This is a genomic window from Streptococcus parasanguinis, assembly GCF_015556095.1.
GTDB classification, from domain to species: domain Bacteria; phylum Bacillota; class Bacilli; order Lactobacillales; family Streptococcaceae; genus Streptococcus; species Streptococcus parasanguinis_Q.
The window spans coordinates 201,171-217,074 of sequence record NZ_JADNLT010000001.1 but is presented as its reverse complement, the minus strand read 5'-3'; the positions used below and the strand labels follow the sequence as shown (position 1 = coordinate 217,074).

Sequence of the window (15,904 nt, the reverse complement as noted above, 5' to 3'; positions counted from 1 at the left end):
CCATGATCTTACATTTCGATAATTTTACCTGTTTCGAAGTAAACCACCCATTCACAGATGTTTTTTGCATAATCTCCGATGCGTTCCAAGAAGTTGATCACTTGGAAATAATCCCGTCCGGTCACGATGGACTCTGGATTTTTCCGAATTTCTTCTGTTGCTAATTCTTGGATGCTATCGAAGTAATGGTTGATGACTTCGTCTCGTGAAGCAACTTCATAGGCCAAATCCACATCGCCTTTGAGGTAAACATCTAGTGTCGCTTCGACAAAATCTTTGACTTCACGGCCCATCTTGCTGATCTCTTCCTCAACAGATTGAATACGGACTTCCCCTTTCATGCGAATGGTTGCCTTGGCAATTGATACTGCGTGGTCACCCATCCGCTCTAAGTCAGAGACCGCTTTTAAGACAGTCATCACGACACGAAGGTCTTGTGAAACGGGCTGTTGAAGGGCAATAATCTCAAAGGATTTACGCTCTAATTTCACTTCGTAGTCGTTGATCTCCGCATCATCTTCGATGACCTGGCGGGCCAATTCACGGTCATGGGTCACGAAAGCACGGACCGTACGGTTGATCTGACTCAACACTTCATTTCCCATTGCATAAAACTGGTTATGCAACTTCTCTAAATCTTCTTCAAATTGAACTCGTAACATTTTATTTTCTTCCTATCCAAATTTACCAGAGACATAGTCTTCTGTTTCTTTCTTAGCTGGGTTCAAGAACATTTCATTGGTGTCATTGTACTCAATCAAATCCCCATCCAAGAAAAAGGCTGTTTTATCGGAAATCCGACTTGCTTGTTGCATGGAACGTGTCACCAAGAGCATGGTGTAGCGGTCTTTTAGTCCATACAAGGTTTCTTCAATCTTGCCAGCTGAAATTGGATCCAGCGCTGAAGTTGGCTCATCCAAAAGAATAATCTTTGGACTGGTCGCAAGGACCCGCGCCACACAGACCCGCTGTTGCTGACCACCAGAAAGTCCGATAGCTGAATCATGCAAGCGATCCTTGACTTCATCCCAGATGGATGCGCGTTTCAAAGAGGTTTCAACTGCTTCGTCCAAGACAGCCTTGTCCTTGACACCATTAATCATCAAGCCATAGGTCACATTATCATAAATGGACATTGGGAAAGGATTGGGCTGTTGGAAGACCATTCCGATTTCCTTACGCAATTCGACCGTATCGGTCCGTGGTCCGTAGATATTATGTCCATTGTAGAGGATGGTTCCTGTAGTGGTGACCTCATGGTTGAGGTCGCCCATGCGGTTAATGGCTTTTAAAAGGGTAGATTTCCCTGATCCTGAAGGACCAATCAAGGCTGTGATCTCCTTTGGAGCAAAGTCCAAGGAGACGCTATTTAGCGCCTTCTTTTTATTGTAATAAACCGACAAGTCCTTGACTTGCAAAATTGGTTCTGTCATTCTATTTTCCTTTTTGTTGTCATTTTACTTTATCCAAAGTGACCCGATACATAATCGTTGGTCGATTGCAATTTCGCATTTTGGAAAATATTCGAAGTCTTATCGTACTCGATGAGGTTTCCTAGGTAGAAGAAACCGGTATAATCGCTAGCACGGGCTGCTTGTTGCATGCTGTGGGTCACGATGACAATGGTATAATTCTTCTTCAACTCAAGCATGGTTTCTTCTAATTGCGCTGTTGCGATCGGATCAAGCGCTGAAGCTGGCTCATCCATGAGTAAGATATCTGGCTTCACAGAGATGGCCCGCGCGATACAGAGCCGTTGCTGTTGGCCACCTGAAAGTGTCAAGGCTGATTTATGAAGATCATCCTTGACCTGATCCCATAGAGCTGCCTGTTTCAAAGAAGTTTCGACCAATTCGTCCAAGATCTTCTTGTCTTTCACCCCAGCGCGTTCATGCGGGAAGGTGATGTTTTTATAAATCGATTTGGCAAAAGGATTGGGCCGTTGGAAAACCATCCCAATGTGCTTGCGCATTTCATAAACATTGATATCTGGACGATTAACATCGATTCCTTCATACCAAATTTCACCCGTTACACGCGCAATATCGATGGTATCATTCATCCGGTTCAAACTACGGAGGTAGGTTGATTTCCCAGATCCTGAAGGACCGATCAAGGCTGTAATCTTATTCTTTTCAAACTGCATGTCGACGCCTTTAATGGACTCGTTCGTTCCATAATAGACATGCAAATCTTTGGTCGATAGAACCACCTTTTCTTCAGGAAAAGTAATGATGTGTCTCTCATCCCAATTGTATTTTGACATTTCTTCTCCTTTAAGCAGATGTTAGTTTTTTATGGAGGTAACTTCCGAGTTTGCGAGCTCCAAAGTTAAAGATCAAGATAAAGATCAAAAGAACTGCGGCAGAACCAGCTGAGACTTCGATCGAGTCTGGAATAGTCCCTTCACTGTTGACCTTCCAGATATGGACAGCCAAGGTTTCAGCCTGACGGAAGATCGAAATCGGGCTGGTCACACTAAAGATATTCCAGTTTGACCAATCAAGGGCTGGAGCCGATTGACCTGCAGTATAGATCAAGGCAGCAGCTTCCCCAAAGATCCGTCCTGAGGCCAAGACGACCCCGGTGATAATACTTGGAAGAGCTTCTGGTACCACAACATGAATCACAGTTTCCCAGCGAGACAAGCCCAGTGCTAGACCTGCTTCGCGCTGCGTATGGTGAACGTGCTGCAAGCTATCTTCGATATTGCGGGTCATCTGTGGCAGGTTAAAGACGGTCAAGGCCAAGGCCCCTGAAATGATCGAAAATCCGTATTTGAACTGGACAACGAAGACCAGGTAACCAAAGAGACCTACAACGACAGATGGCAAAGAAGACAAGATCTCAATACAGGTACGAACCAAATTGGTCAAGCGACCTTTTTTAGCGTACTCAGAGAGGTAAATCCCAGCTCCAAGAGAAAGTGGGAAGGAAATCACCAAGGTAATGACCAAGAGGAAGAAGGAATTATACAATTGAATTCCGATCCCTCCTCCTGCTTGGTAAGAAGAAGATTTCCCAGTCAAGAAGTGCCAAGATACATGGGGCAAGCCACGGACCAAGATATAAAGGATCAATGAGGCAAGAATCGCAACGATGATCCCGGAAATAGCATACAGCACTCCTGTCGCAATTTTATCCATTCGTTTAGCGTGCATAGTTCTTCTTACCTCTTTCTTTCGTAATCAGTTTAATCACACTGTTAAAGGCAAGACTCATGAGGAGCAATACCAAGGCGAGTGACCAAAGAACATTGTTATTGACCGTACCCATGACGGTATTTCCGATTCCCATGGTCAAAATAGAGGTGAGGGTGGAAGCTGGTGTAGTGAGCGAGGTTGGTACCACTGCCGAGTTTCCGACCACCATCTGGATAGCCAAGGCTTCCCCGAAGGCACGCGCCATACCAAAGACAACCGCTGTAAAGATTCCTGAGCGGGCTGCCTTGAGCGTGACATGCCAAATGGTTTGCCAGCGTGTCGCACCCATAGCCATACTAGCTTCCCGGTAATGACGGGGCACAGCTCGGAGGCTATCGGTCGTCATAAAGGTAACAGTTGGCAGGATCATAACAAAGAGGACAAAGACCCCTGAGAGGATCCCAAAACCAGTCCCTCCAAAGAGACTACGCGTAAATGGGACGACCACTTGAAGGCCAATGAATCCGTAAACAACTGAAGGAATCCCCACTAAGAGCTCAATGGCTGGTTGCAAGAAACGAGCTCCTTTGGGGGAGACTTCTGTCATGAAAACTGCTGCACCAATGGCAAACGGCGTTGCCAAGAGGGCAGAAAGCAAGGTTACAATAAAGGAACCTAGAATCATTGGTAGGGCTCCGAATTCCTTTGCAGCAGGATTCCAAGTACTCCCAAATAGAAAACTAAAGATATTGACTTTATTGACAAAGAAAGTCGATAAACCTTTTTGGGCCACGAAAATCAAAATCATGGCAACGACGACAACAATCAAACTCATACATAAAAAAGTAATGGTTTTCCCAAATTTTTCTAGGCGGGAGTTTTTTGATTTCGTCAGCATTTTTTTTGCTACTTCGTTCATTTTTTACCTAATTCTTTTATTTTTTTGACACATTCCCTTTTAAATCACGGGTGACTTTCATGTCATTGATCGGGATATAACCCATCTTACCAACAACCTTTTGCTGAACCTCATCGGTCATCATGTAGTCAATGAATTTTTTAGACAACTCATTGGGTTTTCCTTTGGTATACATGTGTTCGTAGGACCAGATTGGCCAGTTATTGTTGACAACATTGGCTTTGGTTGGTTGATAGCCATTAAGCTTCATGGTTTTGACACTGCTATCCAAATAGGTAAAGGCTAGATAAGAGATGGCTCCTGGCGTTTGAGAAACGATGTTTTTCACCATTCCATTAGAGTCTTGCTCTTGAGCCTGCTTGGGTTGTTTGCCATCCATGATAATGGCATCAAAGACAGCTCGGCTACCAGAACCAACCGCCCGGTTCACAATCGTGATTTCAAGATCTGGACCTCCCAATTGCTTCCAGTTGGTATATTCACCCGTAAAGATCTTTCGCAATTGCTCCGTTGTCAAATTGTCGATTGAGATATTTTTATTGGCAATGATGGCTGTTCCTGCTACGGCTACCTGATGGTCGACCAGACTAGAGGCATCGATCCCAGATTTTTCCTCTGCAAAGAGGTCACTATTTCCGATGTCCACAGCGCCTGATTGAACTTGTGAAAGTCCTGTACCAGAACCTCCTCCTTGTACATTTACAATCTTACCAGGATGTTCTTCAATGTAGCGATCTACTACTCCTTCAACCAAGGGTTGTAAGGCAGTCGATCCGACAGCAGTGATGGATTCTCCGCGATTGATCCAAGAAGCACAAGCAGATAAACTTCCTGCTAATGCGATCGTCGCTAGTCCTAGGATCAGCTTTTTAGACTTTTTCAAATCATGTCTCCTTGATATTTCACTATTTCACTTATGATTTTGACAAGTTTTTTCAAAAAAACCTGTACTCCCACTATATCATAGAACGAGTTCTTTGCCCAGCATTTTACCTAAAACGAAGCCCCTTTGGATAGAAATTTTTCAGGGTCTGTCCGGTCACTTTGGCAAAGCCCAAACCATTGCCTTCGACAAGGACCTGGTACCATCCATTTGGATGCGTTTCCTTCAATTGAACCGTCTCTCCCGCCACATAATGAACAAAGTCTTCAGGCGTGATCGAAACGGTCTCTTTTACCTCACTCGGTTTCAGAGCAAGGCCCAAGGCAAAACTAGGTTCAAATCGATTTTTCTTGAAGGTCCCTAGGTGCAAACCATTTCGGGCGATTTTTACTTTTCGCAAATCTGGTAAATCAAGCGGAACCAAGTAGAGTTCGTCACCAAAGGTTTCGAGGACACCTTCTAGAGTGATCTTCAAGTGTTTCTTAGAAAACTCCTGCCACCATTTCTTTTGCTCCGCAGATAATTGGTCCTTTTTGGAAGGGATTTTGGCAGGACGATTCTCTCCTAGATAACGGAACTTAGCAACAAATTGTCCCTCCCCTTTAAAGAGATGAGGATACATGCGCGCCGTTTCTGGATGGTCAATGCCTTCTGCCATACCATTGATCTTCTCGATCGTTTCCAATTCTAGATCAAAATTATCTAAGAGCCAGGATACGATCTCTTCATTTTCCTCAGGAGCCCAGGTACAGGTTGAATAAACCAAGGAACCACCTGGAACCAACATCTTGAGAGCATCCTCTAGAATTTCTCTTTGAAGAAGACTACACTCTCGAGGATAATCGATGGACCAATAGTCCATGGCATCTGGTTGCTTACGGAACATCCCCTCACCTGAACACGGGGCGTCTAGTACAATCAGATCAAAAAAGCCTGAGAAAACTTTGGCCAGACGATCGGCAGACTCATTGGTCACCAATACATTTCGGGCACCGAAACGTTCGACATTCTCTACGAGAATTTTCGAGCGTCCCTTGTGGATTTCATTGGAGACCAAGAGTCCTTGATTGTCCAAATAAGACAAGAGTTGCGTCGTCTTACCACCAGGTGCTGCGGCCAAGTCTAGGACCTTCATCCCTGGCTTCGGCTGGGCGACTTGGGCCACTATCTGAGCTGCTGGTTCTTGTGAATAGACCAAGCCCGTTGCGTGTTCGATGGATTTCCCTGAGACCTTTCCATAATGACCCCAAGGAGTATTGGGAATCGGATCATCAAATACTTTTTGTGCTTCTTTCAAAGGATTGGTGCGAAAGGCTGCTACTGCTTCTTGATCAAAGGTCGCAAAAAAAGCAGCAGCATCCTCACCTAGAAGATGCTGGTATTTTTCTTTAAAACCATGGGGAAAATTCATTTAACTTCTCCCTTTCTTAAGATAGGTTTGAATCTCTGTTAACTTCACCTTTGGAACCATCATAATGGGTTCGACTGTCTGGTAATTAGGTTTATCCCCATTTAGATTTAGGACGGTATAGCCTAACCGTTCGCCCATGATCGCTGCGGCTGCATAGTCCCATGGCCAGATATAGCTAAAGTAAGCTAAAATCCCACCTGAGAGAATTTTTGAAAAACTAATACCGGCACTGCCATAGACCCGGATTCCTAGTGAATCCATGCCAAGATCGGCCATTCCCCAGTCATTTTTCTCAAGCATACCGACATTTGACGCAATCAAAAGGTTTTCCAGAGGCTGATCTACAAAGGGCGTCAATTCAACCTCATTGCGATAAACTGGGAATTCTCCACCCCCGAAAAAAAGGTGATCCCGCATCACATCGTAGATCAGGCCAAACCGACCGATTCCGTCTTCGAAATAGGCCACCATGACCGCAAAATCTTCCTTTTGGGTCACAAAATTATTGGTCCCATCAATGGGATCAATCACCCAAACGGATCCTTCTGAAATCGGTGAACGAAGGCCATCTTCCTCCGCAAAAATCCGATCTTCTGGGTAGCGATTTGTGATTTTTTCAACCAAATCCTTTTGAACCTGTTGGTCCATCTGGGTCACCAAATCTGTCGGCCCAGTCTTTTTTGAGATCATCAAGTCATCATGGAGATGAAGACGCAAGTAGTCTCCAGCCTCTAAAACGATTTGTTTGGCAAACTCTAATTTATTCTTCAAGAGAAAACCATCCTTCCTCTTTTTGCTTTGCAGCCTGGGTCGCACGATAGAGAGAATAACCGCTCACTTCTTCGAACTCCCGTCCGAGACGTTTTTCTTCTCCGATACTAGGCACGACCTTCTTAAAAGCGCGGTAGGCTTCCATGTATTCTTTGGCCTCTACCTTACTTTCATAGGCTTCTTCAACTTTATTGAAAAAAGAAAGCACTGAAGCAAGCTCTTCAGTGCTCCACGATAAGTCCAGTGGGTAACTATAATTTTTTTGCATTCGACATACTTCTTAGTTTATTTCTGCTCTTAGAGTGGCAGAGCGTAACTCTTGTTTTCGATAACTCCGCGGCAAGAAGGCCCGAATTTCGTCTTCGTTAAAGCCGATTTGCATGCGCTTGTTATCTAAAATAATCGGTCTCCGTAAGAGACTTGGATTTTCCTCAATCAGATGAATCAAGGCTGAGATCGATAAATCTTCAACATCAACATCCAATTTTTGAAAAATTTTTGAACGAGTTGAAATAATGTCGTCTGTTCCGTTTTCGGTCAAGGCCAATATACTTGTCAACTCCTGTTTGCTCAAAGGACTTGTCATTATATTGTGTTCTTTAAATGGAACATCGTGCTTTTTTAACCAAGCCCGAGCTTTTCGACATGATGTACAACTCGGTGATAAAAATAATGTAATCATGTGGTTCACTTCTTTTTTTATATATAACTATCTAACTCTATTATACAAAAAAATTAGGTGCTTGAAAAGCGCTTTTTTGATTTCTCGACGATTTTTCTGAATTTCAGTAGAAAAAAAGAAACCACTTTCATTATTCCCCAAAAGACAGCAGAAAAAAGGACTAGGTAGCTTCCTAATCCTCGGTCCAGTTTCGTGAAACTGCTTCATCTTCTTCTAGTTGAGCCACTAGTTGATCTATCCCATCAAATTTGACCATTTCTCGAATCTTATCTAACCAGTGAATGGTCAGGGTATGACCGTAGATGTCTCCTGAAAAGTCAAAAAGATTGACTTCAAACCGAAGCTCCTTCCCATCAAAGGTAATATTCTTCCCGACAGAAGCCATGCCCCGATAGGTATGCCCTTTAAAATCGACATCAACTACATAGACTCCATCTGATGGTAGATAGGTCCGATCGATTGGCGCTAGATTGGCTGTAGGGTAACCAATAGTCCGACCACGCGCATCTCCATGGACAACAATTCCCCGACTGGACAAGGGATGACCAAGCAACCGTGCAGCTTCTTTGACCCGTCCTTCTATGACAGCTTGACGGATGCGGGTCGAACTGATCTTTTCCCCCTGATCCAATACAGGAGAAATGACTTCCACCTGACCATCAAAATAAGCAGCTAAGTCAGAGGCAGTTTTCTTATCAGAGCCAAAACTATAATCAAATCCAGCAATTAAAACTCGGGCTCTCAAGGCTTTGACAAATTGATCAACAAATTCTTTAGCTGTTTTAGAAGCAAAATCAGTCGTAAAATCAATGAGAAAGAGCTCATCCACTCCTAGTTCGTTTAATTTTTGGAACCGATCCTCAGGGCTTTGCAAATGGAGCAACAATTCTGGTTGGTAGCGAACAAAGGCCAACTTAGGAGATTCAGGGAAGGTTAACAAAGCAACCTTCAAGCCTTTTTCATCCGCGATCTGACGCGCCTTTTTAAAGAGTTCTTGATGCCCCAGATGCAGGCCATCAAAGTAGCCCAGAACCAAAACTGTCTCATTCTCTAAGTGGATCTGGTTAGTAGTTGTTATCGTACGAATATTCATGAATTTATTGTAACACACTTTCTGTTAGAAAAACTTTTCGAGGTTTGTAAAGTTCTTCTCTTTTTTCTAAAATGGCTACCAATTTCCCTTGGTAAAAAGCAGCTAACTCTCTGGCTTCGCTCTCGACTGGAATAAAGCGTCCTACTTGGACTTCGCCAACCTCTTCTGCTGTCAGCTCTACTTTTTCTAGATCTCCTGTCCCAATTTCAAGAGGATGAAGGAAGCTCAAATCTCCTTGGGCTACTTTTTCAGCCACTTCTTCCAAGGTCAGGGCATCAGCCAGTAACAAACCGGCAGCACTGGTCCGTGTCAGATGAGACATATGGGCAGCATAGCCCAGTTTCTGACCAAGGTCCACAGACAAGGTCCGGATATAGGTGCCCTTGCTGCATTTGACCCGGAAACGAAAACGGGCTAGACCTTCCTCGTAGCCAATCTCACTGGTGCGTGTGAATTCATAAATGGTTACCTGCCGGACAGGGCGTTCCACTTCTTCTCCTGCCCGCGCATATTCATAGAGCTTACGTCCATTGACCTTGACCGCGGAATACATAGGTGGTACTTGCTCGATTTCTCCCACCATTTGGGCAATCATGCGATCGACCTCTGCTGCATCTAAAGGGGATTCCACTGGGGTCCGCTCTACGACTTCCCTACTGGCATCCTCCGTCGTGGTAGAAAATCCCAAAGTGATTTCTCCTTCATAGACCTTGCCTTCATCTTGCATAAATTCGACCATCCGGGTCGCCTTGCCAACTGCAATCGGAAGCACTCCCACCACATCTGGATCCAGCGTTCCCCCATGTCCGATCTTCTTAGTTCCTAAGATTTTTCTCAGTTTAAAAACCACATCATGTGAGGTCATGCCTGCTTCTTTTTTTATATTGATAATTCCGTCCATCTGATTTGCTCTTTCTAACTCTTGTGTGACCATCCGGGTCACCGACCCTTTATTATACCACGAACAAGACTTCTTGTCCCTCTTTCCCCCTTCCCATGACCTCCTAAAAATCCCGTAGCAGATTTCAGACTTTTTAAAACGGGTTTGATACAATAGAAATCGAAAGAAGGTGTAACATATGTTAATGTATGATGTTATTGTGATTGGATTTGGTAAAGCTGGTAAAACACTCGCAGCGAAATTATCAAGCCAAGGAAAAAAAGTTGCTCTGATTGAAAAGAGCAAGTCTATGTATGGTGGTACTTGTATCAATATCGCTTGTATTCCAACCAAGACCTTGATTGTTGCAGCAGAAAAAGGCTTGGATTTTGAGCAAGCTATGAATGAGAAAAATGCAGTCACTACTCGTCTCAACGGCAAGAACTATGCAACTATTGCTGGAACTGGTGTAGATATTATCGACGCGACAGCTCGTTTCGTTTCTAACAAGGTCATCGAAATTCAAGCTGGAGATGAAAAGGAAGAATTGACAGCTGAAACCATTATTATTAATACTGGTGCTGTGCCAAATGTCCTTCCGATTCCAGGATTGGCTGAAAGTAAATTTGCTGTGGATTCAACCGGTATTCAACGTTTGGAAAACCTACCTAAACGCCTGGGCGTCCTTGGTGGTGGACCAATTGGATTGGAATTTGCTCATCTCTACAATACCTTGGGCAGCCAAGTAACAGTATTGGATGCTGCGGACACATTCTTGCCACGGATCGAACCAAGTATTGCAGCTCTTGCAAAAAGCTACCTTGAAGAAGACGGTATTCAATTCTTGCAAGGTGTTCATACCCAAGAAATCAAAGATGGCCAAAACAGCTTAACGGTTGTCACAGATAAGGGAGACTTTGAGTTCGATATCCTTCTCTACGCAACAGGACGTAAGCCAAACACAACTGGACTTGGTCTTGAAAACACAGACATCCAAGTCACTGATCGTGGAGCGATCCAAGTCAACCGTCATTTAGAAACCAGCGTCCCTGGTGTCTTTGCAGTTGGCGATGTCAATGGTGGCCCTCAATTCACCTACATGTCACTCGATGACTTCCGCATTGTCTTCAACTATCTTACAGGCGATGGTAGCTACAATCTTGAAACTCGTAGAAATTATGCGACAACACTCTTTATTGCTCCTCCACTTGCCCAAGTCGGCTTGACCGAGCAAGAAGCACGTGACAAAGGACTTCCAGTTGCTGTTAAAGAATTGCCAGTTGCTGCCATGCCTCGTGGACATGTCAATGCAGACCTTCGAGGTGCCTTCAAAGCCGTGGTCAACCCAGAAACTAAAGAAATTCTTGGAGTGACACTCTTTGGAGAAGCTGCAGGCGAAATCATCAACCAGATCACCATGGCCATGGACAACAAGATCCCTTATACTTACATTGCAAAACAAATCTTTACCCACCCAACCATGGCAGAAAACCTAAACGATCTCTTTGCGATTTAACTAACATAAAAAAGCTGGAAAATATTCCAGCTTTTTTTAATTTAAGAATTCACAGACAGCCTCTTGAAATGCTTTATTTTCTTCATAAAGAGCATGCCCAGAATGCTTTAGAATAAGGAGCTGACAACCCGAAATTGCTTTTGCCAGTTCCTTGGATCCGTCCACACCAATCACATCATCTTCAAGCGCACCAAGGACCAAGGTTGGACACTGAATTTCTTTTAAGACCTCAAGGCTATTATGTTCCAGGCAAGACTGAGACTGAATGGCTATTCTATTTTCATCTTTGATTCGCCCCAAGCGACCCATAATATTATAAAGCAACCGCCACTTTTGATAACTCTTTTGCGTGTAAGAATGCTTTGCAATATCCAGAATGAGGTCTCTAAAAGTTCCAGATTGACTAAGCTTTTGCCAATGCTCAATTCGCTCTCTAGCAAGTTGACTAGGTTTTGCAGTAGTCACGGCTAAGATGAGCTTTTGAACCTTTTCAGGGAAATCCACCATCAACCATTGGGCAATCATTCCACCTTGCGAAATCCCCATAACATAAGATGTATCTAAGTTCAGCGCCTCCATTGCTTCTGCTACATCTGCTGCCATATCCCGCGTTGTATAGCCCTGTCTCAGCTCATTGATTCGAGAAAAAACATAAATTTTGTAACGTTTGGCAAGTATACGGTATGTGATTGAAAAAGGCATAGCCATACCTTTAACCGTCTGTAGTCCATCACCCAAGCCTGGTATGATTACTAATGGCTGTTTACCTTTACCAAATGTTACATAGTCCATGGTTTTCCCATTCATGGACAAGGTAGCGTTCTTAGCTGAATACAAAGATTATTCTCCTTTCAGAGCATCAAACTTAACTTTCATGGTTGGATTTTTCCGTGTCAATTTTTTAACGGAAACATCATCCAACTTGTTGTTAGCGAGGCGGAGTTGGTTTTCTGATGTGGTCAAGAATTTCTTGACTTCTTCCATCCGTTTGATGGCTTTGTCGATTTCATCAATGGCCTTGCCAAAGTTGACAGAAGCAGAATTGTAGTTCTTAGCAAAGGCTACTTTAAAGGCATCTAGGTCCTCTTCAAAGTGGGTAATATCAATATTTTGTTCACGGACAAGCGCCAATTCCTGCTTGTACTTCAGGGAATTGAGGGCCGCATTGCGCAAGAGTCCAATGATCTGGATAAAGAACTGAGGACGGACCACATACATCTTCTCATACTCATGACTGACATCGACAATTCCTGTGTTGAAGTAGTCGTTATCTGCCTCAAGCATGGTCACCAAAACGGCATATTCACAGTTCTTTTCTCGACGATCCTTGTCCAACTCCTTGTAGAAATCCGCATTCTTATGCTTCTTCTCTGTCCCGTCAGCTTCATTCTTCATCTCAAACATAATGGAGATAATCTCCACTCCATTTTCATCACATTCACGGAAGATAAAGTCGCCTTTAGACCCACGTGCAGAGACCTTGTTGTCCTTTTCAAAATAGGCATTTGGGAAGGCAAAACTGCGAACCTTGTTGAATTCACTTTCCGCATACTGCTCCAGACTTTCCCCGATGGCCTTGGTTGATTGTTGGGCCTTAAAATTCTTGTAGAACTCGACCTGTTCATTGGCCGCCTTTAGCTGAGCCTCATAGTTTTGCTTAACAGAAGTCAGAGAAAGCTCGTTTTCTTTTTCTTGTAATAGGAGCTGATTTTTGACCTGATCTCTTTCTTTCTCTAGATCAGACAGTGTTTTTTGCAGTTGATTCTCATGCTCCAAGCGCAAGGTGGCCAACTGATTTTCCAGTGCTTGCACTTCTTTTTCTTTCTCTAGCAGGCTTTGGCTAGCCGTTTGCTCCACCTCTTTTTTGGCCAATTCTTTTTCGGTATCAAACTGTTGAATCTGGTTCTGTAACTGGGCAATTTCTTGGTCCTTCTTTGCTAACTTCTCTTGCTGTTCATTAAGGGCCTTTTGCTCAGCTAAAGCCAACTCTTGCCGAATCCGCTCATGAATTTCCTTGTCAAACTCAGCTGTCCGTACCTGTGACAAGAGTTCGCTGTATTGACTTTCGTTGACTGTAAAGACTTCCCCACAGTTGGGGCACTTGATTTCGTTCATAGCATGCCTCTTTCTCTATTCTTAGTATATTATATCATGCCACCTGTAAAATCAAAACCAGCAAGCTAAGCTTACTGGTTTCAGTTTATTTCTTTTCAATCGGAGCAACACTGGCCAAGAGTTTTTTGAGCCCCACTTCTGGGAAGTTGATCTTGAGTTCTTGGGTACTACCACTACCAGATACTTCAAGCACGGTTCCTTCACCCCACTTCTTGTGAATGGCAATGTCGCCAATGGACCAAGCGACGCTCTCTTTGGCGCTAGAACGGTTGCTATTGCCAAAGGGGAGGCTTGATGACGTGAGAGTACTTGGAGCTGCTTGTCTCTTGCGCTCTTGAAGAGCTTGTGACAGGCTCATCCCTTTTCCAAAGGTCGTTCCGCCTCCATTGCTATAAGAAGCCTTAAAGCTAGTGTTGGCTGGACGAGCTAATCCTTGGTAGGACAATAAATCCGAGCTAATTTCATTGATGAAACGCGTTGGCCTGTTGTAGCTAGTCCGTCCAAAGAGCAAACGTGAGTTGGCATTGGTCAAGAAGAGAACCTTCTCTGCCCGTGTAATCCCTACATAAGCCAAGCGACGTTCTTCTTCCAACTCATCTGGATCCTCAGTCGCACGACTAAGAGGAAAGACATTTTCTTCCATTCCAATCAAGAAGACGACTGGGAACTCCAATCCTTTGGCTGCGTGAAGGGTCATCAAGGTGACTTCTGAAGTCTCTTGGGCTCCATCATCTGTATCGGCAATCAAGGCCAGATCGTTCAAGAAACGACTCAAGGTTTCCACACCTGATTCGTCTTCGACGGTCTCTCCATTTTCATCAAAATTCTTGGTAACAGACAAGAACTCTTGGATATTCTCGATGCGGGCCTGACTTTCCAAATTTCTCTGATTGGTTAGGGCCGTCATATAACCTGTCTTGTCAAGGACCTCTTCGACCAACTCTGTAATGGTCAGCTGATCCAATCTTTCTCTCAAATCAAGAATGAGATTGGCAAAGTCCCAAATGGCTTGAGCGGCCTTTCCTTTAATGCCTGAGAGCATGATATTGGCTGAAGCATCCAGGAGTGAAGACTCTTGCATTTGGGCAAAGTCACGAATCTTATCCACTGTACCTGGCCCGATTCCCCGCTTGGGTTCATTGATAATACGCTCAAAACTGATATTGTCACTGAGGTTGGCAATCAAGTTTAGATAAGCAATAACATCCCGAATTTCCTTCCGGCTGTAGAACTTGGTGCCCCCTACCATGGTGTAGGGAATGTTAGACTTGAGCAGGGCTTCTTCAATGGTCCGTGACTGGGCATTGGTCCGGTAGAGAACGGCAAAATCACGGTGTTTGTAGCCAGCTTCGCGACTAAGCTCTTCAATCGTTTTAGCAACAAAGACTGCTTCATCCTGCTCGTCATTAGCCCGGTAATAGACAATCTCTTCCCCGTCTTCATTTTGTGTCCAGAGATTCTTCGGACGGCGGTGGCGATTGTTTTTGATGACATCATTGGCTGCTTGCAAGATCGTCTTGGTCGAGCGATAATTCTCTTCTAGGAGGACGACCTTAGCTTCCTTATAATCCTTCTCAAAGTCCAGGATATTCTGCATATTTGCTCCCCGCCAGCCATAAATAGACTGGTCCGCATCCCCAACGACACAGATATTTTTAAAGCGTGAAGCCAAGAGTTTGACCAACTGGTATTGGGCATGGTTGGTATCTTGATACTCGTCTACGTGGATGTATTGGAACTTCTGCTGGTAATAGGTCAGCACATCTGGATGCTGATCAAAAAGACGCAAGGTCAGCATAATCAAATCATCAAAGTCTACTGCTTCTGACTGACGGAGTTCCTTTTGGTAAGCCTCATAGCACTTGGCGACAATCTGGGTATACATATCTCCAGCCTGGGCAACATAGGCCACTTCATCAATCAAGTCATTTTTGGCATTGGAAATGGTCCCCAAGATGGTCCGTTCATTCCATTTCTTAGGATCCAAGTTCAAGGACTTCAAAATCCGCTTCATCAAGGTCCGTTGCTCACCTGGGTCGACAATGGTAAAGTTGCGATTGTAGCCAATATGATCCGCATCTCGACGGAGGATACGCACACACATGGAGTGGAAGGTGGCAATCAAGCAATCTTGAGTCGCTGGGTTTAACTGATAGGCCCTCTCCTTCATCTCCCGAGCGGCTTTATTGGTAAAGGTAATGGCCAAAATATTCCAAGGATTGACCATTTTTTCATCGATCAAGTAAGCGATCCGGTGGGTCAGGACACGTGTCTTACCAGAACCAGCTCCCGCCATGATCAAAAGGGGACCTTCTGTCGTTTGGACCGCCTCTGCCTGGCGATCATTCATACCATTCAATAAAGGATTCATCTCATACTCCTCATTCATTCAATCGTTCTATTATACCACATTTTCGCCCTTTCTCCTTTTGGAAACAGTTGGCATCATTTGAATTTTGCACTCAAAAAGGCTATAATAAAGGCTTAAGAA

The 15,904-nt window shown here is 44.2% G+C and carries 16 protein-coding genes; 1 reads left to right on the top strand and 15 read right to left on the bottom strand.

Going from position 1 to position 15,904, the window contains the following annotated elements:
- Positions 1–8: 8 nt before the first annotated feature.
- From phoU to truB, 12 genes are all read right to left on the bottom strand, one after another.
- Complete coding sequence (gene phoU, locus I2E70_RS01090; protein ID WP_031577047.1) at positions 9–662, bottom strand: phosphate signaling complex protein PhoU; 654 nt, start codon at positions 660–662, stop codon at positions 9–11.
- Positions 663–674: 12 nt separating this feature from the next.
- Positions 675–1,433: a phosphate ABC transporter ATP-binding protein PstB gene (gene pstB, locus I2E70_RS01085; protein ID WP_003003393.1), complete on the bottom strand. Its 759-nt coding sequence runs from the start codon at positions 1,431–1,433 to the stop codon at positions 675–677.
- A gap of 29 nt (positions 1,434–1,462) precedes the next feature.
- Positions 1,463–2,266, bottom strand: a complete 804-nt coding sequence (gene pstB, locus I2E70_RS01080; RefSeq protein WP_003011874.1) for a phosphate ABC transporter ATP-binding protein PstB — start codon at positions 2,264–2,266, stop codon at positions 1,463–1,465.
- Between the two features lie 10 nt (positions 2,267–2,276).
- Positions 2,277–3,161: a phosphate ABC transporter permease PstA gene (gene pstA / locus I2E70_RS01075; protein WP_003006597.1), complete on the bottom strand. Its 885-nt coding sequence runs from the start codon at positions 3,159–3,161 to the stop codon at positions 2,277–2,279.
- Positions 3,151–4,062, bottom strand: a complete 912-nt coding sequence (pstC, locus tag I2E70_RS01070) for a phosphate ABC transporter permease subunit PstC (protein WP_003003307.1) — start codon at positions 4,060–4,062, stop codon at positions 3,151–3,153. The genes pstA and pstC overlap by 11 nt, the downstream gene beginning before the upstream one ends.
- A gap of 16 nt (positions 4,063–4,078) precedes the next feature.
- Positions 4,079–4,945 carry a phosphate ABC transporter substrate-binding protein PstS family protein gene (locus I2E70_RS01065; protein ID WP_049474794.1) on the bottom strand — a complete coding sequence of 289 codons (867 nt, stop codon included), beginning with the start codon at positions 4,943–4,945 and terminating at the stop codon, positions 4,079–4,081.
- 106 nt (positions 4,946–5,051) lie between these two features.
- A complete protein-coding gene (locus I2E70_RS01060; RefSeq protein ID WP_049474795.1) occupies positions 5,052–6,356 on the bottom strand; it encodes an RsmF rRNA methyltransferase first C-terminal domain-containing protein in 1,305 nt (434 codons plus the stop codon).
- A complete protein-coding gene (locus I2E70_RS01055; RefSeq protein WP_049474796.1) occupies positions 6,357–7,127 on the bottom strand; it encodes an inositol monophosphatase family protein in 771 nt (256 codons plus the stop codon).
- Positions 7,117–7,395, bottom strand: a complete 279-nt coding sequence (locus tag I2E70_RS01050) for a UPF0223 family protein (protein WP_003003480.1) — start codon at positions 7,393–7,395, stop codon at positions 7,117–7,119. The genes I2E70_RS01055 and I2E70_RS01050 overlap by 11 nt, the downstream gene beginning before the upstream one ends.
- Positions 7,396–7,407: 12 nt before the next feature.
- Complete coding sequence (locus tag I2E70_RS01045; RefSeq protein ID WP_009732658.1) at positions 7,408–7,809, bottom strand: Spx/MgsR family RNA polymerase-binding regulatory protein; 402 nt, start codon at positions 7,807–7,809, stop codon at positions 7,408–7,410.
- A gap of 172 nt (positions 7,810–7,981) precedes the next feature.
- Positions 7,982–8,902 carry a bifunctional riboflavin kinase/FAD synthetase gene (locus I2E70_RS01040; RefSeq protein ID WP_195423026.1) on the bottom strand — a complete coding sequence of 307 codons (921 nt, stop codon included), beginning with the start codon at positions 8,900–8,902 and terminating at the stop codon, positions 7,982–7,984.
- Positions 8,903–8,906: 4 nt separating this feature from the next.
- Entirely contained in the window at positions 8,907–9,803 is an 897-nt protein-coding gene (truB, locus tag I2E70_RS01035) for a tRNA pseudouridine(55) synthase TruB (protein WP_195423024.1), read from the bottom strand.
- A 178-nt stretch (positions 9,804–9,981) separates the two neighbouring features.
- Between truB and I2E70_RS01030 the strand changes: the two genes are divergently transcribed.
- Positions 9,982–11,298 (top strand): FAD-containing oxidoreductase, encoded by a 1,317-nt coding sequence (locus I2E70_RS01030; RefSeq protein ID WP_195423022.1) that lies wholly within the window; start codon positions 9,982–9,984, stop codon positions 11,296–11,298.
- 36 nt (positions 11,299–11,334) lie between these two features.
- Here the strand turns inward: I2E70_RS01030 and I2E70_RS01025 are convergent, their stop codons facing one another.
- The 3 genes from I2E70_RS01025 to pcrA all read right to left on the bottom strand — a co-directional run bounded on the left by I2E70_RS01025 (position 11,335) and on the right by pcrA (position 15,784).
- Positions 11,335–12,135 (bottom strand): alpha/beta fold hydrolase, encoded by an 801-nt coding sequence (locus tag I2E70_RS01025; RefSeq protein ID WP_414375096.1) that lies wholly within the window; start codon positions 12,133–12,135, stop codon positions 11,335–11,337.
- Positions 12,136–12,138: 3 nt separating this feature from the next.
- Complete coding sequence (locus I2E70_RS01020; RefSeq protein ID WP_195423020.1) at positions 12,139–13,413, bottom strand: DUF2130 domain-containing protein; 1,275 nt, start codon at positions 13,411–13,413, stop codon at positions 12,139–12,141.
- Positions 13,414–13,498: 85 nt separating this feature from the next.
- Positions 13,499–15,784, bottom strand: a complete 2,286-nt coding sequence (gene pcrA / locus I2E70_RS01015; protein ID WP_195423018.1) for a DNA helicase PcrA — start codon at positions 15,782–15,784, stop codon at positions 13,499–13,501.
- Between the last annotated feature and the right edge of the window lie 120 nt (positions 15,785–15,904).